This window comes from Ruegeria sp. BC7, assembly GCF_056539165.1.
In genome coordinates, this window is the sequence record NZ_JBQFUL010000007.1 from 156,869 (window position 1) to 179,438 (window position 22,570).

At 56.4% G+C, this 22,570-nt stretch carries 22 protein-coding genes; 10 read left to right on the forward strand and 12 right to left on the reverse strand.

Translation table 11 applies throughout. The features are described from left to right. Positions 1–8: 8 nt before the first annotated feature. Positions 9–686: a GntR family transcriptional regulator gene (locus tag ACR0KS_RS16560; RefSeq protein WP_170417075.1), complete on the reverse strand. Its 678-nt coding sequence runs from the start codon at positions 684–686 to the stop codon at positions 9–11. Between the two features lie 151 nt (positions 687–837). On the opposite strand from ACR0KS_RS16560, the gene ACR0KS_RS16565 reads away from it, so the two are divergent. Both ACR0KS_RS16565 and ACR0KS_RS16570 read left to right on the forward strand, forming a co-directional pair. Next, a complete protein-coding gene (locus ACR0KS_RS16565) occupies positions 838–1,551 on the forward strand; it encodes an AraC family transcriptional regulator (protein ID WP_480693268.1) in 714 nt (237 codons plus the stop codon). 3 nt (positions 1,552–1,554) lie between these two features. Beyond that, positions 1,555–1,845: a helix-turn-helix domain-containing protein gene (locus tag ACR0KS_RS16570; protein WP_480693269.1), complete on the forward strand. Its 291-nt coding sequence runs from the start codon at positions 1,555–1,557 to the stop codon at positions 1,843–1,845. A 114-nt stretch (positions 1,846–1,959) separates the two neighbouring features. Here ACR0KS_RS16570 and ACR0KS_RS16575 read toward each other — a convergent pair whose 3' ends face one another. The 8 genes from ACR0KS_RS16575 to ACR0KS_RS16610 are packed head-to-tail and all read right to left on the reverse strand — an operon-like array spanning position 1,960 to position 9,246. Next, positions 1,960–2,802, reverse strand: coding sequence for a fumarylacetoacetate hydrolase family protein (locus tag ACR0KS_RS16575; protein ID WP_170417071.1), 843 nt, complete (start codon positions 2,800–2,802; stop codon positions 1,960–1,962). A gap of 18 nt (positions 2,803–2,820) precedes the next feature. Next, positions 2,821–3,576, reverse strand: coding sequence for an SDR family oxidoreductase (locus tag ACR0KS_RS16580; RefSeq protein ID WP_170567646.1), 756 nt, complete (start codon positions 3,574–3,576; stop codon positions 2,821–2,823). An 8-nt stretch (positions 3,577–3,584) separates the two neighbouring features. Continuing rightward, entirely contained in the window at positions 3,585–5,087 is a 1,503-nt protein-coding gene (locus ACR0KS_RS16585) for an aldehyde dehydrogenase (NADP(+)) (protein WP_170417068.1), read from the reverse strand. Positions 5,088–5,100: 13 nt separating this feature from the next. After that, on the reverse strand, positions 5,101–6,213 hold the full coding sequence (locus ACR0KS_RS16590; RefSeq protein ID WP_170567644.1) for a fumarylacetoacetate hydrolase family protein: 1,113 nt from the start codon (positions 6,211–6,213) through the stop codon (positions 5,101–5,103). A gap of 1 nt (position 6,214) precedes the next feature. Then, positions 6,215–7,045 (reverse strand): amidohydrolase family protein, encoded by an 831-nt coding sequence (locus ACR0KS_RS16595; RefSeq protein WP_170417064.1) that lies wholly within the window; start codon positions 7,043–7,045, stop codon positions 6,215–6,217. After that, entirely contained in the window at positions 7,042–7,470 is a 429-nt protein-coding gene (locus ACR0KS_RS16600) for an RbsD/FucU domain-containing protein (RefSeq protein WP_170417063.1), read from the reverse strand. The genes ACR0KS_RS16595 and ACR0KS_RS16600 overlap by 4 nt, the downstream gene beginning before the upstream one ends. Beyond that, positions 7,460–8,512, reverse strand: a complete 1,053-nt coding sequence (locus ACR0KS_RS16605; protein ID WP_170417061.1) for an aldo/keto reductase — start codon at positions 8,510–8,512, stop codon at positions 7,460–7,462. Before ACR0KS_RS16605 ends, ACR0KS_RS16600 begins: the two co-directional genes overlap by 11 nt. Then, positions 8,509–9,246: a GntR family transcriptional regulator gene (locus ACR0KS_RS16610; protein WP_480681596.1), complete on the reverse strand. Its 738-nt coding sequence runs from the start codon at positions 9,244–9,246 to the stop codon at positions 8,509–8,511. Before ACR0KS_RS16610 ends, ACR0KS_RS16605 begins: the two co-directional genes overlap by 4 nt. Positions 9,247–9,329: 83 nt before the next feature. Here ACR0KS_RS16610 and ACR0KS_RS16615 point away from each other — a divergent pair, with 83 nt between their 5' ends. The 8 genes from ACR0KS_RS16615 to ACR0KS_RS16650 all read left to right on the forward strand — a co-directional run bounded on the left by ACR0KS_RS16615 (position 9,330) and on the right by ACR0KS_RS16650 (position 19,352). Then, complete coding sequence (locus ACR0KS_RS16615; protein WP_170417059.1) at positions 9,330–10,883, forward strand: altronate dehydratase family protein; 1,554 nt, start codon at positions 9,330–9,332, stop codon at positions 10,881–10,883. A 42-nt stretch (positions 10,884–10,925) separates the two neighbouring features. Beyond that, complete coding sequence (locus ACR0KS_RS16620; protein ID WP_170417057.1) at positions 10,926–12,452, forward strand: sugar ABC transporter ATP-binding protein; 1,527 nt, start codon at positions 10,926–10,928, stop codon at positions 12,450–12,452. After that, positions 12,449–13,456, forward strand: a complete 1,008-nt coding sequence (locus ACR0KS_RS16625) for an ABC transporter permease (RefSeq protein ID WP_170389408.1) — start codon at positions 12,449–12,451, stop codon at positions 13,454–13,456. The genes ACR0KS_RS16620 and ACR0KS_RS16625 overlap by 4 nt, the downstream gene beginning before the upstream one ends. A gap of 47 nt (positions 13,457–13,503) precedes the next feature. Then, on the forward strand, positions 13,504–14,448 hold the full coding sequence (locus ACR0KS_RS16630; protein WP_170389410.1) for an ABC transporter substrate-binding protein: 945 nt from the start codon (positions 13,504–13,506) through the stop codon (positions 14,446–14,448). Between the two features lie 243 nt (positions 14,449–14,691). After that, entirely contained in the window at positions 14,692–15,294 is a 603-nt protein-coding gene (locus ACR0KS_RS16635) for a GNAT family N-acetyltransferase (protein WP_170417055.1), read from the forward strand. A 120-nt stretch (positions 15,295–15,414) separates the two neighbouring features. Next, positions 15,415–17,157, forward strand: coding sequence for an adenylate/guanylate cyclase domain-containing protein (locus ACR0KS_RS16640; protein WP_170417053.1), 1,743 nt, complete (start codon positions 15,415–15,417; stop codon positions 17,155–17,157). A gap of 657 nt (positions 17,158–17,814) precedes the next feature. Continuing rightward, a complete protein-coding gene (locus tag ACR0KS_RS16645) occupies positions 17,815–18,060 on the forward strand; it encodes a helix-turn-helix domain-containing protein (protein ID WP_170486189.1) in 246 nt (81 codons plus the stop codon). Continuing rightward, positions 18,060–19,352 (forward strand): type II toxin-antitoxin system HipA family toxin, encoded by a 1,293-nt coding sequence (locus ACR0KS_RS16650; protein WP_170560300.1) that lies wholly within the window; start codon positions 18,060–18,062, stop codon positions 19,350–19,352. The genes ACR0KS_RS16645 and ACR0KS_RS16650 overlap by 1 nt, the downstream gene beginning before the upstream one ends. 152 nt (positions 19,353–19,504) lie before the next feature. On the opposite strand, the gene ACR0KS_RS16655 is transcribed toward ACR0KS_RS16650, so the two are convergent. The 3 genes from ACR0KS_RS16655 to ACR0KS_RS16665 all read right to left on the reverse strand — a co-directional run bounded on the left by ACR0KS_RS16655 (position 19,505) and on the right by ACR0KS_RS16665 (position 22,539). Next, a complete protein-coding gene (locus ACR0KS_RS16655) occupies positions 19,505–20,068 on the reverse strand; it encodes a Rossmann-fold NAD(P)-binding domain-containing protein (protein ID WP_170567642.1) in 564 nt (187 codons plus the stop codon). 163 nt (positions 20,069–20,231) lie between these two features. Next, a complete protein-coding gene (locus ACR0KS_RS16660; protein WP_170418843.1) occupies positions 20,232–21,092 on the reverse strand; it encodes a pentapeptide repeat-containing protein in 861 nt (286 codons plus the stop codon). Positions 21,093–21,243: 151 nt separating this feature from the next. Further along, on the reverse strand, positions 21,244–22,539 hold the full coding sequence (locus tag ACR0KS_RS16665) for a gluzincin family metallopeptidase (protein ID WP_480693270.1): 1,296 nt from the start codon (positions 22,537–22,539) through the stop codon (positions 21,244–21,246). Between the last annotated feature and the right edge of the window lie 31 nt (positions 22,540–22,570).

A 22,570-nucleotide genomic window follows, 5' to 3' on the forward strand; every position in this document is an offset into this window, starting at 1 on the left:
GGTACTGGCTAGTCCTCGGTTTGGCGGGTTGCGACAACCATTGCCAGCAACTGCTCCTTCGTTCGCTGAATGTGATTGGTCAGCAATTCGCAAGCGGCATCGACTTGGCCTTTCTGCGCCAACGAGAGCAGTAGGCGATGGTCTTTCTTCGCAGGCTCACGTTGCTCCATCACGCTGAGATGCATCCGAACGTAACGGTCAGACTGTAGGTTGACGCGTTGAAGGATCTCGTTGGTGATCCCGCGATCCGCCGCCGCATACAGGGCTTTGTGATACTCGTAATTCAAACTACCCCACCGGCCGACGTCATAGGCTTCGTATGATTTCTCCATATCGTCCAACAACTGTTCACAAGTGGCGAAATCAGAATCTGTCATTTGCGGAATGGATCGTCTGAACAGGTCCACCTCTAGCAGGATGCGCAGATCAAATATCTCTCCGATTTCTGACAGGGAATGAGTCGTCACGGACGCACCGCGATTGTTGGTCAACTGGACAAGTCCCTCGGCATCAAGCCGTTTCAACGCTTCGCGGATCGGCATGCGCGATACATCATAATCTTCGGCCAATGCCTCTTGGCGGATGGTTTCCCCTTCGATCATCTCACCGCTCAGTATTCGCTCTCGCAGATCGTTTGTTATGACTTCGGGCAGGCTTTGACGTGGGATCGCGCGCGTTCTGGGCATTTGACAGTCTCAGGAATTACAGATTTGTATCCAAAATACAAAATGAAGTGACTATTTCCAAGGGTCTTGAATATGCTGTCTAGAATAGTCTGTATTCAAGACGCAGCGTTGGCGATTGAACCGCTTTTTGACCCGACGAACGGAGGAGGCAATGGACAGTCAGCGTTTCTTACCCAGAGGAGCGATTTCTGTAGACGTGCCCTATGACGGGCCGCCAAAAAGGTTCTACTTTTTACTGCTACCCAATACCACAATGCTGGCTTTCAGCGCAGCAATCGAACCGCTGCGTATTTCAAACCAATTGGCAAGAAAGCAGTTGTTTGAATGGTATGTTCTGACACCCACCGGGGCACCAGTAACCTGTTCAAACGGGATACGTATTCAAGCGGATCAGCCGATGCGCGATCTGGAACAAGGCGCCTATACATTCGTATGTTCCGGAACTGAGCCGATGTCATCGTTTGAAACCTCGGTCCTGAACTGGATACGCAAGCAAAAGGCGCATGGCTGTGATTTCGGCGGCATCTGCACTGGCGCTTTTGCATTGGCCAAGGCTGGCTTGATCGGAGACAAACGGTTTACCGTCCATTGGGAAAATCGACCCGGGTTCTGCGAGAACTTTGCGTCAATGGAACCAACGCAAAACCTGTACGAGATTGATGGCAAATTACGCACCTGCGGCGGAGGACATGCCAGTACGGACATGATGTTGGAAGTCATCGAGGAACTGTTCGGAAACGCTCTGGCGGTAAGTGTGTCCGAGATGTGTCTGCACCGTCGTGTAGGTGAAAGCGGCAGCAAGCAGGTTTCGCCTGTCTCGCCATTGCTTGGCACCCGGAACGCGAAACTGATCGAAGCCGTTTAGATCATGCGCGACAACATTGAAACTCCGCTCAGCCTTGAGGCGGTTGCCGACCAAGCATCACTGTCGCGCCGACATATGGAACGCCTTTTCAGGCAGCATGCCAATATGTCGCCGGGTCGGTTTTACAACGATTTAAGACTGGATCGCGCTTTCGCGCTTTTGAATGAAACCGATCTCAGCGTCGCGGAAATAGCCTTTGCGTCTGGGTTCACCAGCGCTGACAGGCTTTCGGTCCATTTCCGAGCGCGCTACAAAATTTCTCCGCATAATTTTCGGCGGTCGTGGTCTCACTAGCTCTCAAAGACGGCGACCTCTGTGCGAGCGATCAAGGCCGCGGTAGGTGAAAAACATGGTCCCGGAGCGCCTTTTGAACCGGGACCATGCAACGGCTATAGGGCAGGGGCGGGCCTATCCTTGAATGACAGCCTGTCGCTGTACGCCCAATCCTTCGATCCCAAGTTCCATCGTATCACCGGGTTTCAGATAGGTTTGCGGTGTTTGCCCCATACCAACACCCGGAGGTGTCCCTGTCGAGATAACATCCCCCGGCTGCAACGACATGAACTGCGACAGGTGTGACACGACTGTAGCGACGCCGAAATGCATCGTTTCGGTCGAGCCGTCCTGATACCGGTGGCCGTTAACCTCAAGATACATTGGCAGTTTTTGCGGATCACTCACTTCGTCCCGCGTCACCAGCCAGGGACCGATCGGCCCAAACGTGTCTGCCGACTTGCCTTTGACCCATTGCCCCGAGCGATGGAGCTGAAAGTCCCTCTCGGACAGGTCGTTGACCACACAATAGCCCGCCACGTGGTTCATTGCTTCGGCCTCGGACACGTATTTCGCCTCTGTCCCGATGACGACACCCAGCTCAACTTCCCAATCGGTCTTGCGCGAACCTCGCGGAATTTCCACGGTGTCATTCGGGCCGATGATCGCTGAGGTTGCCTTGAAAAAGATCACCGGTTCGGCCGGCAATTCCATTCCACTTTCAGCAGCGTGGTCAGCGTAGTTCAGACCGATGCAAATGAACTTGCCGACCTGACCCACACAGGCGCCGATACGGGTATCCGCACCAACGGCCGGTAACGTCGCCAAGTCCAATGCGCGCAGTGAGGAAAGACCCTCGTCGCTCAGGACCGCGCCCGAGATATCATCAACAACGCCCGACAGATCACGGATCGTTCCATCATCGTCGAGAATTCCGGGTTTCTCCGCGCCTGCGGGACCATGCCTTAGCAGCTTCATTTCTAGTTCCTTTTCGGTTCAGATGGTCCAACCGCCATCAATGGAAAACGGTTGTCCCGAGGTGTATTTGCTGGCGTCACTGGCCAAATACAGCGCAAGTTCCGCAATTTCGTCCGCCGTTCCAATGCGCCCCATGGGTTGACGCGCGATGAAGTCGGTCATTGCCTTTTCATAGTCGCCGGTCGCCCTCAGGCGGTCATGCAGGCTGGGGCTGTCGACCGTTCCCGGGCAGATAGCGTTGCAGCGAATTCCTTGTGTCACAAAATCGGCGGCAACAGATTTTGTCAGGCCGATCACGGCAGCCTTGGACGCGCAATAGGCGAACCGGTTCGGAACACCCTTTATGGACGACGCGACCGAAGACATGTTGATGATCGATCCGCCACCGTTTTGCAGCATACCCGGCAGGACCAGACGGATCAGCCGGTACATGGCTTTGACGTTCAGATCAAAGCTGAAATCCCAGTCCTTTTCTTCACATTCAAGGATCGAACCGCTGGCCACAAATCCGGCACAGTTAAACAGAATATCCAGAGACGGCAGGCCCGCCGCTACTGATTGAACGGCGTTTGCATCCGTTACGTCCAGCTTCAACGCAGTCACACCTTTCAGATCATTCAGTTCGGCCAGAGCGGTGTCATTGATGTCACTGGCGATAACGTTGGCGCCTTCTGCCGCAAACAGCTTGGCCGTGGCACGACCTATACCCTGACCCGCAGCGGTAATAAGAGCCGTTTTTCCGGCAAGGCGACCGTTGGAATGTGAATCTGTCATGACGTACCTCACGCTTGCTCGGTCAGAAGTTCTGCCGGGATGTCCTGATAGCAAACCGGACGCAGGAAGCGCCGGATCGACAATGTGCCGACCGAGGTTGCGCCGAAATTGGTTGATGCAGGGTAGGGGCCGCCATGCACCATACTGTCACAGACTTCGACGCCGGTCGGGAAGCCGTTGGCAAGCAGCCGCCCTGCCTTTCGCTCGAGCACTGCAACAAGTTTACGGGCCAGAGTTTTATCGCCATCGTCCATATGCAGGGTGCAGGTCAACTGCCCTTCGACCGCGTTGGCGATCTGAAGCATTTGATCATCGTCACGGACTCGCAGGACAATCCCCATTGGCCCAAAAACCTCTTGGTGAAGGACCGGGTTGTCCATCCAGTCGTCACCCGAAACCACAAAAAGGTTTGGCGCGGCACTGCGTGGTTCGCTGTCGTTGGTCACGACCTGCGTAACACCCGCCTGATCCGCAATTTGCGAGACACCGGCGCGATACGCCTGCGAGATGCCCTCTGTCAGCATCACCTGCCCGGAGATTTGGTTCAGCGCGTCCTGCGCTGCCGTCTGAAACGCATCCGCATCTGGTCCGTCGATGACAACGGCAATACCGGGATTGGTGCAGAATTGCCCCGCGCCCATTGTCAACGAGCCAGCCCACCCTGTACCAACGTCCGCACCCCTTGCCGCCATTGCTTGCGGAAGCAGGAACATCGGATTGACAGATCCAAGCTCTCCGAAAAAGGGAATGGGCTCGGGGCGCGCGGCGCAAAGGTCAAACAAGGCGCGGCCTGCTTGCAGCGACCCGGTGAAGCCGACCGCTCGGATCAAGGGGTGTTGAGCAAGTGCAGAACCGACTTCGATACCGTCGCTTTGAATCAACGAGAATGTGCCCGCCGGAACCCCCGTTGCGCGGATCGCGGCATCAATGGCTTGCGCAACGATTTCCCCGGTGCCGGGATGCGCCGGATGGCCCTTAACGACCACAGGGCAGCCTGCGGCCAAAGCCGAAGCCGTATCACCACCGGCCACCGAAAAGGCGAGCGGGAAGTTGGACGCACCGAACACGGCAACCGGGCCGAGCGGTCGTTGGATCATGCGGAGGTCCGGCCGAGGTAAGGGCGCGCGATCCGGCAAAGCGGGATCATGGCGCTGGTCGAGATATTCGCCCTGCTCAATGTGGTCGGCAAACAGCCTTAGCTGGCCGACAGTTCGACCGCGCTCGCCCTGCAAACGCGCCTCGGGCAGGCCGGTTTCCCGGCAGCCGATCGCGGTTATGGCATCACCGCGCAGATCGATCTCATCGGCAATTTGGCGCAAAAACGCCGCGCGTTCAGTCCGTGTGGACCATCCGTAAGTCACAAAGGCATCTTCGGCGGCCTTCACTGCGGCATCCACATCCGCGGGGGTTCCGCTGGCAAAACTGTGACCCGGTCCGTGCGCCGGGGTTGATTGAAACGTCTTGCCCCCGCCGGTCCATTCCCCGGCAATCAAGTGTTTTCCACTCAGCATTTATCGGTCTTTCCTACAGCAGGCCACGTTCGGCCAGATTTCGCATCAGATGAGATGCCCCGAAACGCCATTCAGGACATTCTGTCGACAGGCGAACCGTGTTGGTCAACGCGCCGAGTTTGTCGTTTGAAATTGTGACGATATCGCCCAGCTTGTGAGTAAAGCCTCCGCCGGGTGTATCGCGATCCTGTGTGGGGGCAAAAAGCGTTCCGAGAAACAGCATAAGCCCGTCAGGATACTGGTGATGACGCCCAATAGTCTGGCGAACCAGATCAGCAGGGTCACGGCTGATCTGCGACATCGAAGATTGGCCGTTCAGCACAAACCCGTCCTCGCCGGTCACGGTCAGGGTCAAATCTGTGTCCCGGACATCGTCCAGCGAGAACCGGTCGTCGAACAGCCGGATCATCGGGCCGATCGCGCATGACGCATTGTTGTCCTTGGCCTTGCTGAGAAGGAGCGCCGACCGTCCCTCGACATCGCGCAAATTGACGTCGTTGCCTAGCGTCGCACCCTTGATCTCGCCCTGCGAAGTCACGGCCAGAACGACCTCGGGTTCGGGGTTGTTCCACGTCGAAATCGGATGCAGGCCGACATCCGCACAATGGCCCACGGACGACAACACCTGTGCTTTTGAAAACACCTCGGCGTCGGGGCCGATGCCGACTTCAAGGTACTGACTCCACAGCCCTTCCGCGATCAGCGCCTCTTTGACCTTCGCGGCATCTTCGGAACCCGGCACGATACAGGACAGGCTTTCTCCGATGCGAGTGCCTATGCGATCACGAATGGCATCGGCCTTGGCGGGGTCACCTGCGGCTTGCTCTTCGATTACACGCTCGACCATGGAACCTGCGAACGTGACTCCGCAGGCTTTGACCGCTTGCAAATCGCAAGGCGCCAACCATTGATGCCCTGAGTCCAAAGTTCCGATTGCAACGCCGGGCACCGAGCGGACATAGTTCGCCGCATCGCCCCGCTCCAGAACGTCCCTTACGGTCGGCGCGGTTTTCGACGTAATGTCAAATACTTGACCGTCTCGAATTGTCACCACAGCCGGACCAATCCCCGGGCGTTCCACACGCCCCAGCCATAGACCTTCACTGTCCAAATTAGGAAAAATCATTTCAGTCCCTGAGTTTATAGGCTCGGGCGGCGTTGTCCCCCAGAACCGCATTGCGTTCGGTTTCACTCAATGCGCCTAGCAGAGCATCCGTTGTTTCCAGCCAGCGCTCATAACTGCTGGCCAACGTGCAGACCGGCCAATCGCTGCCCCAAATCAGCCGCGATGGACCGAACGTGTCCAGCAAAAGCTGCACATAGGGGCGCAGGTCTTCGATGCTCCAGCTCTCAGCCGCTTCGGTGACCAGGCCGGACAGTTTGCAATAGGCCTTGGTGTTTCTGGCGAGCGCGCTCATATCTTGAGCCCATCCGTCGATAACGCCGTCCCGTATCAAGGGTTTAGAGCCGTGGTCGATGACCGTGCGCAAATCTGGGTGGCGATCCAATAGCTGGCTCAGGGGTGCAAGATGCTGGGGCAGGGTCAGCGCATCGAAAGTCAGATCATTCTGTTGCAGCGCTTCAAACGCCGGTGTCAGGCTGTCTTTGATCATCCACTCGGGGTCGGCAATATCCTGAATCATCGGCCGTAGCCCAACCAGAACAGGGTTTGCGGCCAGTGCCCCCATTCGCGAAGGCGCATCGTCGGCCTCAAAGTCGACCCACCCGACGACGCCCTTGATAAACGGCGTCTGATCAGCAAGTGACAGCATGTATTCGGTTTCCGCCAGTGTCGGAGCGGCCTGGACCAAAACCGTGCCCTCGATCCCGGCCGCATCCAGCAGCGGGGCCAGATCGGTTGGCCCGAAATCCCTGTAAATCGTCGCCAGATCAGGTGTGAGCCAGCCATAATCCCCCCGGCTCAACGCCCAGAAGTGCTGGTGCGCGTCGATCCTCATCCAATCACACCTTTCTTGAGGATGATGTTGCCATAAAGCCGACGCTCGCCGGTCTGGACGATCGCGAAGGCTGTCGAGGCGCGGTCGTAGAACGCAAACCTTTCCAGCCCTTGAACCTGAACCGGATGGTCTGCGGTATCCAAGATAATCTGCTGAAAGTCTGCAACGGCCTCGGGGATGGCATCTGGGTCGCCTACAACCTGCATGATCAGTGCGGGGTCGGGGACGAAGCTGTCCAAGGGCATTACGGACAAAACAGCCCGCAGGATTTCGCTCGCACTGGAACCGTCAGCCCGAATGCACTGTGGCCCAGAACTGGAACCCGGAAAATTGGCGTCTGCGATCACGATCTCATCTCCGTGACCCATCGCACGCAGGGCATACAGCAATTCGGGTGACAAAACCGGGTCGATGTTACGCAGCATCGGCGGCCTCCACGGGCAGTGGGGCATCAGGCCGGATCAGACCTTCGCTGCGCAGGTCCGACCATAGACCCGCAGGAATTTCCCGGTCGAGCAATGCGACATTTGCTTGAACCTCCGCCGCGTTGACGGCACCGGGAACAACCGTTTTGACACATGGATGCCCAAGGACAAATTGCAAGGCGGCTGCTATCAGCGGAGTGTCATGCGCCGCACAAACCGCTTCTATCTTGCGCACATGATCCAGAATTTCGTCAGGGGCATCAGCATAGTTATACTTGGCGCCAGGCACGGACCCGGTCGCGAGAATCCCCGAGTTATACGGTCCGCCCAGTATGATCCCGACATCGCGCTTTTCGCACAATGGCAGAAAACTGTCCAAAGCCTCTTGTTCAAGAAGCGTGTAGCGACCCGCAAGAAGGAAACCGTCAAAATCGCCGAGCCCGAGAAGTCTTTCGCAAACCTGCCATTCATTCACCCCAGCCCCAATCGCCGCTATTTCACCGGCGTCGCGCAATTCGACCAACGCCTTGTAGCCTCCGCCATCGAACAATTCACGGACCTTCGCGTCCGACATTTCCTGGCTTCCCTGGCTAAAGACACACACGTCATGAACCAGTAGAATGTCGGCGTTGGCTACACCAAGGCGTTCTCGGCTGGCCTCGTAGGACCGCATCACGCCGTCATAGGTGTAATCAAACACAATGCGCTTTTGCGGAACGTCTACAAAGGCTTCGGGCGTGACTTCGTGCGGCTCACAGTCCAGCAAAAGTCGTCCGATCTTGGTCGACAACTGAATGTTCTCACGCCCGAACCGAGCGATAGCCTCGCCAAAACGAAGCTCGGACCGGCCCAGACCGTATTGCGGCGCGGTATCAAAGAACCGTATGCCCGCGTCATACGCTGCCTGCAGAGCGGCTTGCGCATCTTCGTCCGACACCTTGCGGTATAGGTTGCCCAATGGCGCACCGCCGAAACCCATGCGGGTCAAGGGTACGGGCCGCGCCGTGCGGCTGTTTAGAAGTTCAGTGCCTGAAGCTGTCATCCTGCCTCTCGTGCGGGTTGGGGAGTGAGGTTGAAAAGACCGGGCTGTTCCTGCAGCAATACTTCGATCCGAGGCATAAGCTGCCCAAGATGGCCACGCATTGCGTTCTGTGCAGCGGCTTCATCCCGATTTTTAATAGCGGTATAGATCGCGCGATGTTCTTCCAGCGTCTCTGCGATCCGCCCCGGCGTCGGCAATAGCAGCATCCGCGCACGGCTGACCTGCAGCGACACGGTCTGAGCAACATCGGCCAGCCGGTTGAAGCCCGTAAATTCCATTAGCAAAGCGTGGAACTCTTCATCCGCCTGATAGAAACCGGGGATGTCCTCGTCTTCGATCAACAGCTCTTGTAGGCGCATGTTGCGGCTCAGCTTCTTGCGCTGTTCTTCCGTCAGATCGCGCGCGACCTTGGCGACCGTTGCCAATTCAAGCGCCTCGCGGAGGAACATTCCCTCGCGGATTTCAGACATCGAAAAATACGACACGCGCGTGCCGGATTGCGGAACCACGTCGACCAGACCCTCTGAAGCGAGCCGGGCGATTGCCTCGGTAACGGGGGCGCGCGAAACCCCAAGACGCTCGCATATGGGTGCCTTTCGCAAGTTGGCCCCGGGCGGAAAATCCAGAGACAGAATTGCCTGCTTGATGGCCGCATAGACCCGCTGCGCAAGCGAGCCTTCGGCCGAAGAAATCTCGCGCAGAAGCTGCGCGTCTATGTCTTGCGGTCTACTCATATTCAATCATCTAGCATACTAACATGTTAGTTGACAAGTACTGGATTCACGTTTAGCACTCGATTCAGGCAAACGGGAAAACGATGCAAATAGACCATGAAATAAAGGCTCCTCAGGCCACGACTCGCGACACGGTGAGGTTAAATCCCGATGATAATGTCGTCATTGCGTTGCGGGAATTGCAGGCCGGCGAGCACCCATCCGGCCTGTCAGCGCCGTTGGCGAACCAGGTTCAGCGCGGACACAAAATCGCGGTTGAGCCGATAAAGGTGGGCGACAATGTTATTCGCTATGGGCAGATCATTGGTCAGGCCAAGTCGAACATATCTCCGGGCGAGCATGTGCACGTTCACAATCTGGGTATGGGGGCACATCAACAGGACTATGCTTACGCAAGCGCAAATGCCCCATTGCCAGCAATCGCCGAAAGCCGAACCTTTCAGGGATTTCACCGAGCCGACGGCAAAGTTGGGACACGGAACTATATCGGCATCCTGACAACGGTAAACTGCTCGGGATCCGTGGCGCGGTTTATTGCAGAGGCCGCCGCCCAGTCAGAATTGCTCAGGGATTATCCGAATGTGGACGGAATCGTGCCGATCGTGCATGGAACAGGATGCGGCATGTCCGGCAAGGATGACGGTTACGCAACCTTGTTCCGCACATTGGCCGGATACGCGCAGCATCCTAATTTTGCGGGCATCCTGCTGATCGGGCTTGGCTGCGAGGTCATGCAGGTTGCCGATTTGGTCGGCGGACGCCCGATCCGCAAGGATGGTGCGCTGCGATATATGACGATCCAGAATGAAGGCGGCACGCGTCGCACGATCGAACGCGGACTTGAAGAGTTGCGGGGCATCGCGGCCTTGGCCAATCAGGTGACGCGCAAGCCTGCTCCGATCAGTGAAATCACCGTCGGGATGCAGTGCGGCGGGTCCGATGGGTATTCCGGAATTACCGCGAATCCTGCGCTTGGGTATGCTTCGGACCTTTTGGTTCGGCACGGCGGCACGACAATTCTGTCCGAAACATCTGAGGTCTATGGCGCCGAACACCTGCTGACCAGACGGGCCGAGAGCCCCGAGGTAGGAGAAAAGCTGATCGACCGCATTCGCTGGTGGGAAGCATACACCGAGCGGAATGGCGGTGAGATGGACAACAATCCCAGCCCCGGCAACAAACGCGGCGGGTTGACCACGATCCTGGAAAAGTCGTTGGGAGCAGTCGCCAAGGGCGGCACCGCGCCAATGCGAGACGTCTACAAGTTCGGTGAGATCGTCGACAAAAAAGGCTTTGTCTTCATGGACAGCCCCGGTTTCGACCCGTGTTCTGTCACGGGGCAGGTGGCATCTGGGGCGAACCTGATCGTGTTCACGACCGGGCGCGGTTCGGTTTCGGGCTACCAGCCAACGCCATGCATCAAACTGGCAACCAATTCCGAGATGTATGCGCGCATGGCCGACGACATGGACCTGAATTGCGGGGACATCGTCACGGACGGTGTCAGCATCGAGGCCAAGGGTGAGGAATTGTTTGAAATCCTGATCCGTGTTGCCTCGGGTGAGAAAACAAAAAGTGAGGAACTTGGATTTGGAGGGGTCGAATTCGTTCCCTGGCAAATCGGCGCGGTGATGTAGCCCGCGCTTTGCCCAAGAGGAGACGGGCATATAGGAGGAGAAATGAAAAAACTGGTCCACATGACAGGGATCGACAAGCACTTTCCCGGAGTGCACGCGCTCAAGTCCGTGCAGTTCGATTTGAACAGTGGCGAAGTTCACGCACTGATGGGCGAGAACGGGGCCGGGAAAAGCACGCTGATGAAAATCCTGTCAGGGATTTACCAGCGTGATGGCGGTGATCTGACGATCGAGGGCAAATCGGTCAGCCCAACCACACCCCGCGAAGCGCAGGATCTGGGCATAGGCATCATTCATCAGGAACTGAGCCTCATGAACGATCTGACCGTCGCGCAGAACATCTTTATCGGCCGCGAGCCACGCAAAAGCTTTGGCCGACTGGACGAAGCCGCGCTGAACGAGAAGACGGCCGAAATATTCGCCTCAATGAACTTGAACCTCGACCCCAAGGCCTTGGTTGGCAGCTTGACCATTGCAAAGCAACAAATGGTCGAGATCGCAAAAGCTCTGTCTTTTCGCTCCAAGGTGCTGATCATGGACGAACCCACGGCCGCCCTGAATGACGCCGAGATTGCCGAGCTGTTCGTGATCATTCGCAGACTGAAGGACGAGGGTGTGGGCATCGTCTACATCAGCCACAAGATGGATGAATTAAAGCAGATCGCCGACCGCGTGACCGTGATGCGCGATGGTGAATATGTCGGCACCGTGGGTGCCTCAGAAACACCTATCAGTCAGATTATCGCGATGATGGTTGGACGGGAGGTAAACGAAAAGCCCCTGGACGTACCCGATCTGGGTGACGCCGAGGTTTCGTTGCAAATCAGGGGCTTGAACCGAGGCAAAGACATCCGGGATGTCAGTTTTTCGGTTCAAAAGGGCGAGATACTAGGCTTTGCCGGATTGATGGGGGCAGGGCGGACCGAAGTCGCAAGGGCCATCTTCGGCGCGGACCCGAAAGACAGCGGCGAAATTCGCGTACACGGCAAAGAGGTTTTCATCAGATCGCCCAAAGATGCTGTGCGCGCAGGCATCGGATATCTGTCCGAAGACCGAAAACACTTTGGCCTCGCCACCGGCATGAACGTCCGAGACAATATCGCGCTGGCCTCGATGGACCTGTTCACAGGCACCGGAGGCGTGCTGAACGACAGTGAAATTAGCACAACGGCCAAGGGCTACATAGCCCAGTTGGGCATTCGCACTCCGTCTGACGTGCAAGAGGTGCGGCTGTTGTCAGGTGGCAATCAGCAAAAGGTCGTCATCGCCAAATGGCTACTGCGCGATTGCGACATCCTGATCTTTGACGAGCCGACCCGCGGCATCGACGTGGGCGCGAAATCCGAGATTTACAAACTGCTCGAAGACCTGGCGGAACAAGGCAAGACGATCATCGTGATCTCGTCAGAACTGCCCGAGATCATGCGCCTCAGCCACCGGATCGCGGTCATGTGTGAAGGCCGCCTGACCGGGATACTGCCCGGCGGAAAAGACACCACTCAGGAAGACATCATGCATCTGGCCACCCAACGAGAAGCGGCCATGCAGGTTACAGGGACAATACAATGACCACAGCAACCGATATCGACAAGAAAAAGCCCTTGGCGGGTTTGTCCGAAAGCGGCGCGTACCAAAAGATGCTAGCGTTTGCCAGCCTGATCGCCCTGCTGATCGGGTTCTCGATAGCCTCACCGAACTTCATGCAAACGTCGAACATGATCGCCATTCTGCAAGCGACTTCGGTCAACGGCGTACTGGCCGTTGCAGCAACTCTGGTCATCATCACCGGTGGGATCGACCTGTCTGTTGGCACGCTCATGACGTTCTGCGCCGTGATCGCGGGCGTGGTTCTTACCTATCTTGGCATGCCATTGCTGATTGGCGTCGCAGCCGCAATTGCAGCAGGTGCATTTTGCGGTCTGTGTTCCGGCACTTTCGTCGCCAAGATGAAGATCCCACCCTTTATCGCGACGCTGGGCATGATGTTGATTTTGAAGGGCTTGTCGCTAGTCATTTCGGGCACGAGACCGATCTATTTCAACGACACGCCCGGATTCGACCAAATCTCGCGCGGGTCTCTGATAGGAGAGGTCATTCCCGCGCTGCCCATCCCGAACGGTGTTCTGATCCTGTTTCTGGTAGCCCTTGCAGCATCTTACATCCTGAGCCGCACGGTTTTAGGACGATATACGTTCGCGCTGGGATCAAACGAAGAAGCGGTACGTCTGTCAGGCGTGAACACTGACGCTTGGAAAATGCGCATCTATGCGCTGGCCGGAGGCATCTGCGGGATTGGCGGCATCCTGATTGCCTCGCGCCTGAACTCGGCTCAGCCCGCCTTGGGTCTCGGGTACGAGTTGGAAGCTATCGCGGCGGTGGTCATCGGTGGCACGTCCTTGTCCGGTGGACGCGGTACGATTCTGGGCACCCTGATCGGCGCACTGATCATGGCAGTTCTGACCAACGGGTTGCGCGTACTTTCCGTTGCGCAGGAATGGCAGACTGTCGTGACCGGCGCAATCATCATTCTGGCTGTCTACGCTGACATGGCTCGGCGCAAGAACAGCGGCTGAATTACCGAACCAAACCAACGACAAAAACACCAACTGGAGGAGAAAACATGTTTTCACGTCGTTTCATTCTGGGTGCGCTGAGCGCAGCCACCTTTGCAGCCCCGGCCTCAATGGTCTCGGCTGAAGATATCTACATCCCGCTGGTATCCAAAGGGTTCCAGCACCAGTTCTGGCAGGCCGTGAAGTCCGGGGCCGAGCAAGCGGCAGAGGAATTCAACGTCACAATTACCTTTGAGGGTCCTGACAACGAAACCATGGTCGACCGTCAGATCGACATGCTGGCAGCAGCATTGGCCAATAATCCCAAGGCGATCGGTTTCGCTGCACTGGACAGTCAGGCCGCCATTCCGTTGCTCAAGCAGGCTGACGAAAAGGGCATCCCAATCATCGCCTTCGACAGTGGTGTCGATAGTGACATTCCCGTGTCGACTGCGACCACGGACAATTTGGCGGCCGCAGGTCTGGCCGCGGACAAGATGGCCGAGATACTCGGTGGCAAAGGCAAGGTTGCCGTGGTCGCGCATGACCAAACCAGCCGTACTGGTATTGATCGCCGCGACGGATTCGTGAATCGCATCGCCGAGAAATACCCTGATATCGAGGTTGTAACAGTCCAGTACGGGCAGGGCGATCATCTGAAGTCGACCGAAGTCACCAAGGCAATCCTGACAGCCAACCCGGACCTGAATGGTATTTTCGGAACCAATGAAGGGTCGGCCATCGGTGTGGTGAACGGTGTGCAGGAACTGGGAACCGAAGGTCTGGTCATCATCGGCTATGACAGCGGCAAGGCGCAGAAAGACGCCGTCAAAAGCGGCCTGATGGCCGGCGCCATCACGCAGAACCCGGTCGGCATTGGGTATGAGACGGTCAAAGCCGCAGTCGCCGCCATGAACGGCGAGGAAGTTCCAGCACTGATTGACACTGGGTTCTACTACTACGATGCGTCCAACATGGATGATCCAAAAATTTCAGCCGTCTTGTACGACTGATAATTCTACCGCTTACGTCTTTCCGGCTCACCAGATTGGTGGGCCGGTTTGCTTTCACGCTGATGAAATTTTAAGTTTCACTGTGAGATATCGACCTCTTGCGTGAATTTGGCGGTCATTTTGTTTCTAACTTCATAATTTTGGAACTTTTATGCTAATGTCAGCACAAGGTTTTTAAGAATTTGTTCAAAGGTAATTTTACTGGTGCCCGAAAAAACGCATAACTCATTCAGATTGCGCCCGATGGAAAAAGCGGATTTGGCTACTATAGCACCGTGGTTTCAGGACGTTGAAGATCTTGCCCTTTTTGACCGAACCTCACGCATCCCGCTGAGTCAATTTCAGACAGAAGAAAGCTGGAAAGACGCCTTTGCCCCGAATGGTGTTGGATGCAAGTGCTGGTTTGTCGTTGAATCCAGCGCCGGAAAAGCGCTGGGGATGACAGGGCTCGAAGCGATTTCAACGATTAATCGCGATGCGATTGTCGCGATGTTCATGCACAAGGAAGCCCGCCGCCTTGGCGTCGGAATCCGGGCGACCGCACTCGTGGTGGATTTCGCGTTTCGGCAGTTGGGTTTGAACCGCCTCACCTCGTATTACCGCGCGGACAACCAGAGCAGTAAGGATCTGGTGGCCAAGATCGGTTGCCAGGTCGAAGGTTCCATGCGGCAGGCGTGGTTCGCGGATGGGCAATTCCACGACATGGTTGTTGTGGGCATTCTAAAGCAGGATTGGATGTCACATCGCGAAGGATTGGCGCGAGAATTGAGCGACGATACGATCGTCACGTTTGGATCAAATTCACCCGGGGCTTGGTCATGGCCACCGCAGGATACGAACATGTAACCCTCATCCAAGATCCAGGGCAGTCGAAATAGTAATAATTTAGTATATGTTGAACACCGTGCGTGATCAGAGGTCTCGAAAAGAGAAATTCCAGTGAACACCAACAACTTGAACGTTCAAATGACTCAAAAGCTCGGCGCCGTCTTGTTCGCCGATGTTGTCGGGTATTCCCGGTTGATGAGCGAGAACGAGCTGGATACTTATAACGCTTTGAAATCATTGATTTCTCAGCTTGAAGCCTCGTGCGCCAAATACAGTGGGCGAGTGGTCGAAGTGCGGGGCGACGGCATACTGGCGCTGTTTGAAACAGCCACCAGCGCCGTGGAATTCGGGGTGGAATTGCACCAGATCGCAAGCCAGCACAATCACACGCGTTCCGAGAATCAGCGAATCAAATTTCGCGCAGGCATTCATCTTGGTGAAATCCTAATCGACGAACGTGGGATACATGGCGATAATGTGAACATCGCGGCGCGGCTTCAGGAAATCGCTGAACCTGAACGTGTCTATGTCAGCTCGGCGGTCTATGATCAGGTCTGTAATCGACTGCGATACGGGTACGAGTTTCTCGGCCCGAAGCACCTGAAAAACATCTTGAACCCTGTTTCTGCGTATTGTGTTCGCAGCGAAGTTTCGGGCGCGACCATGGCAGGCACGATGCGCCCGGACGTTCCGGGGGATTTGCTTGAACGACCAGATACCCCATCGGTCGCCGTCTTACCCTTCAGCAGCAACAGCGGCGATGAATCCGACAGTTGGATCGCCGAAGGGCTGACTGACGACATCATCATGAACCTCTCGAAGTTCCGAAATCTGTTTATCATTGCCCGGAACTCGTCTTTTTTCTTTAAAACGCAGTCCATGCCTCCAAAGGAAGCAGCGCAGCGTTTGAATGTCCGCTACATCGCCCGCGGCAGTGTGCGAAGATCGGCCAGCCGTATTCGGATTACAGCCGAGCTTGTGGATGCCAGCACAGAACGCACCATTTGGGGCGAGCGCTTTGATCGCAAGATCGACGACATCTTTGATATTCTCGACGAAGTCACCGAATGTATCGTTGCCGCCACCGCTGTCATGATCGAGTCACACGAAAAGCAGCGCATGGTGCAGGCCGTGCCTTCTGATCTTGCGGCCTATGGCTCGGTTCTTCAGGGTCAGCACCACATTTTCAAGTACACACGCAACGACAATCGCAAGGCCCATGACTTCTATCAATCCGCCCTTGAACGAGACGGCGGATACGCGCGTGCCGCGGCTGCGCTGTCGCGGACCCTGAACATTGACTGGCGGTATTCGTGGACCAAAGACCCCTCGAAAGCGTTTGAACAGGCGTTGTCCTACGCGCAGCGCGCGATTGAGCTTGATCCGACGGACGCCCGCGGGTTCGGCGAGCTTGGCTATGTGCACCTGTACCGAAAGGAGCATGACGCAGCCATACAGTCTTATCAGCGGGCTTTGGCGCTGAATCCCAATGACGCTGATATGCATTCTGACTTCGCGGATGCGCTGGCCCACTCGGGGGACAACGAGACAGCGATCACTCATCTACGGCAGGCGATGCGCTTGAACCCCTATTTCCCGGACCAATACTTGTGGCACTTGGGCGGCGCCTACTACAATCTTCGGCGCTATGAAGACGTGATCGAGACCGTCAACAAGATGAACAACCCGACCGAGGGCCAGCGCATGCTGGCTGCAAGCCACGCGCAGTTGGGGAATATGGAGATGGCCCGCCTCATCGCGGACAAACACCGTGAAGCGCATCCAAATTTCTCATTGTCGCGTTGGGCCAAAGTTCTGCCGGACAGGTTGGAAGACGACACCCAACATTTTGTCGAAGGTTTGAAAAAAGCCGGGTTCTAAATCACAAAAAAGGGAACGATCCTGCGCGAGCCTATTGGGGTCGACTCAGGGTCTGTGCACGTCACAGGGCGTCAAGGCTGAATCGCAGCCTGAAACCAAAGGATAGCCCGGTTATCACCTGCCGCGATTGGCGCTGCGATTGCGCCTTTGGGGGCGCCTTGTGGGGCGGACCAGAAATAGAGGGGTCCGTTGCGGTACGGGGCGAAATGACACTCTAAGGATTTTTGACTAAGCCGACGTTCGTCCTTCGCGCGGCGGATTCAACGTCAGAGCCCAACTTGTGAATTCAGTTTTTTGCTGCTTGCGCTCGCAGAGATATCATCGTTGCGACGGCTCGAAGGACGTCGCTACAGCGCGGCGGGACAAGCCGCCGTTCATCGAAAGCAATGCAATTCATAATGGGCGAAAGATCCAAGTGCGGTCGACCGGCTAGAGGTCAGCCAATGCGCGGTGTGATCGAATGCAAGTTGTAAGCCTCGGGAAAAGTAAGTGCGATCCGCAAAAACGCATGGGATAGTTGCACCTGGCGCAGTTGCGAAGCCTTGTCAGGTCAAGCTTGAGCGCATCCAGTGTATTGCGCTGTAGCGTAAAAGAGAAATTTTTACGTTGAAACGTAAATTACTATGGTTTACGCTGCGCCGTAAAAGGAGCCACGTCATGGATCTCACGGCACGAACGGCTGAGCAGATCGGCCAGGCACTTCGCCGGACGCGCAAGACGCGCGGCTGGACCCAAAGCGATATCAGCGCACGCACGAATTTGCGTGTCGCGACGATTTCGTCGCTCGAGAATGGCGATGCGGGAACCAAGCTCGCCACGGTGCTCGCCGTCATGGCTGCGCTTGGGCTTGAGTTTCGTTTGGTGGAGCGCGGTGGCTCGCTTGAGATCGAGGATATCTTCTGATGGCCAAACAAGGGCGTAGCGGCCTGATGCAGGTATTCCTGAACGGACGGTTGGTGGGGATTTTGCGTCTTGCTGGATCGGGAGCGATCAGCTTTGCCTACGATCAGGACTGGCTGTCGTGGGCGCACGCCATGCCCATCTCGTTGTCACTGCCTTTGCGTGAAGAAGCGCATCGAGGCGGCCCTGTCATTGCCTATCTGGAAAATCTGCTTCCGGACAATCAGGCAATACGTGAGCGCGTTGCCGCTCGGGTACATGCAGGCGGCACCGACGCGTGGCACATGTTGGAGAAGATCGGGCGTGACTGCGTGGGGGCGTTACAATTCGTTTCGGGCAAGATGCCCGAGGTTGGTGCGCTCGAGGGAGAGCCCGTATCTGCGGCGCAAATTGCTGACATGCTGCGCAACCTTGCGAGCGCCCCCCTTGGCTTGGACGCAGACGACGACTTCCGCATTTCCATAGCAGGGGCGCAGGAGAAAACGGCGCTGCTGCGCTACGATGGCGCGTGGATCCGCCCGTCCGGGCTCACTCCTACAACCCATATCCTCAAAACCCAGCTTGGTGTTCTGCCCGCAGGGATCGATCTATCCGACAGCGTCGAGAACGAGTATTTCTGCATGAGCTTTTGTCGCGCTATGGGAATGGAGGTGGCGGAGATCGAGATTGCCGACTTCGAGGATGTGCGGAGCCTTGTTGTGACACGGTTTGATCGGCGTTGGGCCAAGGATGGTCGATTGATCCGCCTCCCGCAGGAAGACTTTTGCCAAGCGCTCACTGTCCCGCCGAGCCAGAAATACCAAATGGACGGTGGGCCAGGGATCTCAGAAGGCGTTGGGTTGCTAGCGGCTAGTGATGACCCCGAGGCAGATCAGAGCGCGTTCTTCCGCACACAGGTGCTGTTTTGGCTCTTGGGAGCGACAGACGGGCACGCCAAGAATTTCAGCATTGCATTGCGTCCAGGCGGATTCCGCATGACCCCGCTCTATGATGTGCTGAGCGCCCAGAAAGCCGTAGATGACGGTCAAATTCGCCAAAATCGGATGCGTCTTGCGATGGCGATCGACGGACACTACCGGATCAACGAAGTGGTGCCGCGTCATTTCCTGCAGGCTGCGAAAGCGGCAGGTTTTGGTGTGGTGTTGGCGGATGAGGTCTTGGCGGGCATCGCCTCTGAGATTGAGCCCGCCTTGGAGAGGACGCTAGCAGACTTGCCGGATAGGTTCCCAATGCCATTGGCGGAAGCCATTGCTGCTGGCGTGCGACGTCGGGCGGCTGCCTTTCATGCGGTATGATCAGCAGATCATGTTTTCTCTTTTAACATAATTCTCATTATGCGCTTCAACGTGAGTCCACACTCACACTCACACTCACACACACGAAACCAGACCGGGCCGCCTAACCTGCAGGTCGTTAGGCGGCCCGGTCCGGTTTCACTTGGAGGGTCTTACAACCCGATCGCTTTGTAGTACTCGGCGATGCGGGCGATTGTTACCACGTAGGCAGAAGTCCGTAGGTTCGCGTCCTTCAGCGAACGTTTGCGGGCCATGATGTCGTCAAAGGCGCCGGACATGATTTCTTCCAGGCCGGATCGAACCACGTCAATCTCACGGACATCGCGCGTGATCTGAACGCGTTGGGTGTCTTGCAGGGGACGGCCCGCAATATCTTCCAGCGTTGCGACCAATGCAGCGCCCGAGCTGATGTTCTGGCGCCGGTCCATCAGGCCAAAGGGCAAGTGGGTAATGTTCTTAACCCATTCAAAATAGCTGACAACAACGCCGCCTGCGTTCACATACAGGTCGGGCAACACCACGACGCCACGCCTGTCCAAACACGCTTCGGCATCGGCGGTAATAGGTCCGTTGGCGGCCTCGACGATCAAACTGTAGTTCATTTCTTCACAGTTATTGGCGTTGATCGCGCCTTCCTTTGCCGCCGGATCAGCATCAGACCGCATCCCTAGGCTTTGGCCCAACCAGTCGCTGGCGGCCCGCCGCGCCAGCCGCATCCGGTGACCCTGTTGGGGTAGATGACTGATCTGTTGCGCTTTTTCCTGTTCAGGCGTCGCGCGATAAAGAGGCTGTGTCCTAGAAACTCAAGGAATTGCTAAACGCCCTAGTCTGCGCTCAGCCTGAATCAGCCCCCTTTTGCGTGTCGTGGCTTTGAGTTCTTCAATCTCCACCGCGCACTTTCGCGCCGCTGACTTTGGCACCGCTTACCTTGGCGCCACTAACTTTGGCACCGCTGACCTTGGCACCGCTGACTTTCGCGCCGGAAACCTTAGCTCCGCTGATCGCCGGGCTATCGAAGCCAAAGTAGATATCCAGCAGAACCTGTTCAAACTGACCGGACATCACATCCATACGAACGGTGTAGTCGGCCTTGTCGTAGGGCCAATACATAATGTCATCCGCCACTTGATAGTCGGCAGAGGCCACCCCTGATTCTGATGGGCTTTTTGGCGAACGCGCCATGGCTCCGCTGTCGGCTGCAGCCGTTTCACCAGGACCGTGCACCAGGAAGATCACCGGTTCTGGCAACTCGTAGTAGGTTCCTTCATAGGCAAAGCCGTAAATTCGAGCCAGCTTTGCGTCAGGTGAGTACTGGGACCGCAAAAGTTGGTTGCGCCCTTTGGCGCGGCCGCCCTTTTTCTTCTTTTTCTGGGCCTTGTCATCAATTTCGTCGAACGTCTGATCCGTTCGGTCGGCGTCAGTCTGCCGCCATTCTGTGTCGGTGAACGTGTTTCCGAAATCCACTGCCACCTGACCATTTTCAGGCACGTAAACGGCATAGCTCAAGTTCTTAGCGGCGTCCGCAACATAGATTCCGTTTTGGTTCTTTGGATTCTCCTTAACCAGAATTAGGTCACCTTCTTCGACCTCAACTCCATCGACAGTTTGCTGTGGGTCTGAAATGTCTATGTTGGCTGTCGTCGCAAGCCGAACGTTGACGAAACCTGTATCGACACTGAGGTCGCCCATTACTCTACCAAATAAAAGCACTTCAGAAAAACTCAGCAATGACTCGGTCATATCATTCTCTCCCAATTTCGGGATAAACGGAGTCCCAGACCTCGTCTCCCAAATTTAAGCGACCCGATCACGACCGAGCCAAAATATTCCACAAAAATCATCCCACGACTGCATGCCATAAAACCGCTTCAAAATAAAGGATTTTTGCCCATCAACCTGGAACCTGTGTTCGGACAGAATTGGCGTGGCTGTCTTCGTCCTGATCAGGCAGCCGAGGCCCGGCGCTTGTCACGCCGATATCGCGCATGCGGAAGTTGCCTTGGATGATCCTTTGAAACGCCCCGCCAGTTATTTCCTGATCCACGGCCAGCAAAGCCTTTTCAACTCCGAAATAGCTTAGCATATCGGCATCCAAACGTTCCCACGAGTCTGCAAGATAGGTGCCCAGATAATCGCGCGCCTCAAGCAGCGCGATGCGGAAGCCTTCGGGGTTTTCGGCATAGCGCGTGTCAAAAATCCCCTGCATCACGGCGCTATAGTCAGGAGAGTCCTCCAGTTGGTCCGACAAGTCTTCTTCTTCCGGCGAAATCAGACCATGCACCAACAAGCGTTCGTGGTAGATGTCCACGAAGATGTCGAACATGGCGCCTGTCAACGGCTCGGACAGGGCGTGTTCACTGGACCAGCCGGCGGCGAACTCGGACAAGGTGCGGTCATTGGCCGCCGTTCGAATCTGCGCGTTCTCCGACAGTTCCGCGAAACGGTTCAGCCGATTGAACGTATAGAGATTACCCCGCGTATTCTCTAGCAAGGCTTCAACGACGGACCCGAAATGCAGCGACGCAAGCAGCGCGACCAAATCGGCTGCGGATTCGTGAAAACCGTAATACTCTCCGGTCGCGTCCCCGTCGGTGGGCATGCCGATTACGCTGTATATGATGGCATGACCGATTTCGTGGGCGACCACGTCAAAGTTCAAGCTGTATGGCCGGTATTCATCGCCGTGATCATGCGTGCCCCCGGTTTCCAAGAACCCCCAGCCGATATGCGCGTTGTCGAGGCTGGGCAACAAAGACAGCTCCAACCGATCAAAATCCCGCGCAAAGTGCCACGGGATCTGACGGTCGAAATACCCCTGCCAGACGTCCATAGTGAAATAGGCCGATCCGAATAGATGAGCCGCCTCAAACGCCGGGTCAGTGGGATCGATATGGATGAAGTTTCCAACCTCATCCGGCATGGCGGGCGGCTGAACGTACCCGTTCCACGGCGGCAGGTACATGCCTGGTCCGTCTGGTCCAGGTACGATTGCACCGTATGGGGTCGTTTTGCCAACCGGGTTGACCGTATACATCCGCGGCCCCGAGGGACCCGGACCGATGCTGCCCTGTGGGGCGGAAATTTCAACCAATTCCAATTGCGGGTCCGATTCCAGGAAAGGCGACTGGGGAAACAACAGAAACCGAGTTCCAGGCTCCTCGGCTTCACTGGTCTCAGGTAAATCCATCAAGCGCCCTCCTGCGTCAGGTCGGTGGATT

Coding starts and splice junctions, on each gene's coding strand:
- ACR0KS_RS16655 (WP_170567642.1), bottom strand. CDS start 20,068: ATGCGGCTGGCGCGGCGGGCCGCCAGCGACTGGTTGGGCCAAAGCCTA.
- ACR0KS_RS16645 (WP_170486189.1), top strand. CDS start 17,815: ATGGATCTCACGGCACGAACGGCTGAGCAGATCGGCCAGGCACTTCGC.
- ACR0KS_RS16600 (WP_170417063.1), bottom strand. CDS start 7,470: ATGCTGCGTAACATCGACCCGGTTTTGTCACCCGAATTGCTGTATGCC.
- ACR0KS_RS16665 (WP_480693270.1), bottom strand. CDS start 22,539: ATGGATTTACCTGAGACCAGTGAAGCCGAGGAGCCTGGAACTCGGTTT.
- ACR0KS_RS16595 (WP_170417064.1), bottom strand. CDS start 7,045: ATGAGGATCGACGCGCACCAGCACTTCTGGGCGTTGAGCCGGGGGGAT.
- ACR0KS_RS16615 (WP_170417059.1), top strand. CDS start 9,330: ATGCAAATAGACCATGAAATAAAGGCTCCTCAGGCCACGACTCGCGAC.
- ACR0KS_RS16630 (WP_170389410.1), top strand. CDS start 13,504: ATGTTTTCACGTCGTTTCATTCTGGGTGCGCTGAGCGCAGCCACCTTT.
- ACR0KS_RS16585 (WP_170417068.1), bottom strand. CDS start 5,087: ATGCTGAGTGGAAAACACTTGATTGCCGGGGAATGGACCGGCGGGGGC.
- ACR0KS_RS16620 (WP_170417057.1), top strand. CDS start 10,926: ATGAAAAAACTGGTCCACATGACAGGGATCGACAAGCACTTTCCCGGA.
- ACR0KS_RS16610 (WP_480681596.1), bottom strand. CDS start 9,246: ATGAGTAGACCGCAAGACATAGACGCGCAGCTTCTGCGCGAGATTTCT.
- ACR0KS_RS16570 (WP_480693269.1), top strand. CDS start 1,555: ATGCGCGACAACATTGAAACTCCGCTCAGCCTTGAGGCGGTTGCCGAC.
- ACR0KS_RS16625 (WP_170389408.1), top strand. CDS start 12,449: ATGACCACAGCAACCGATATCGACAAGAAAAAGCCCTTGGCGGGTTTG.
- ACR0KS_RS16640 (WP_170417053.1), top strand. CDS start 15,415: ATGACTCAAAAGCTCGGCGCCGTCTTGTTCGCCGATGTTGTCGGGTAT.
- ACR0KS_RS16605 (WP_170417061.1), bottom strand. CDS start 8,512: ATGACAGCTTCAGGCACTGAACTTCTAAACAGCCGCACGGCGCGGCCC.
- ACR0KS_RS16565 (WP_480693268.1), top strand. CDS start 838: ATGGACAGTCAGCGTTTCTTACCCAGAGGAGCGATTTCTGTAGACGTG.
- ACR0KS_RS16650 (WP_170560300.1), top strand. CDS start 18,060: ATGGCCAAACAAGGGCGTAGCGGCCTGATGCAGGTATTCCTGAACGGA.
- ACR0KS_RS16660 (WP_170418843.1), bottom strand. CDS start 21,092: ATGACCGAGTCATTGCTGAGTTTTTCTGAAGTGCTTTTATTTGGTAGA.
- ACR0KS_RS16560 (WP_170417075.1), bottom strand. CDS start 686: ATGCCCAGAACGCGCGCGATCCCACGTCAAAGCCTGCCCGAAGTCATA.
- ACR0KS_RS16635 (WP_170417055.1), top strand. CDS start 14,692: ATGGAAAAAGCGGATTTGGCTACTATAGCACCGTGGTTTCAGGACGTT.
- ACR0KS_RS16590 (WP_170567644.1), bottom strand. CDS start 6,213: ATGATTTTTCCTAATTTGGACAGTGAAGGTCTATGGCTGGGGCGTGTG.
- ACR0KS_RS16575 (WP_170417071.1), bottom strand. CDS start 2,802: ATGAAGCTGCTAAGGCATGGTCCCGCAGGCGCGGAGAAACCCGGAATT.
- ACR0KS_RS16580 (WP_170567646.1), bottom strand. CDS start 3,576: ATGACAGATTCACATTCCAACGGTCGCCTTGCCGGAAAAACGGCTCTT.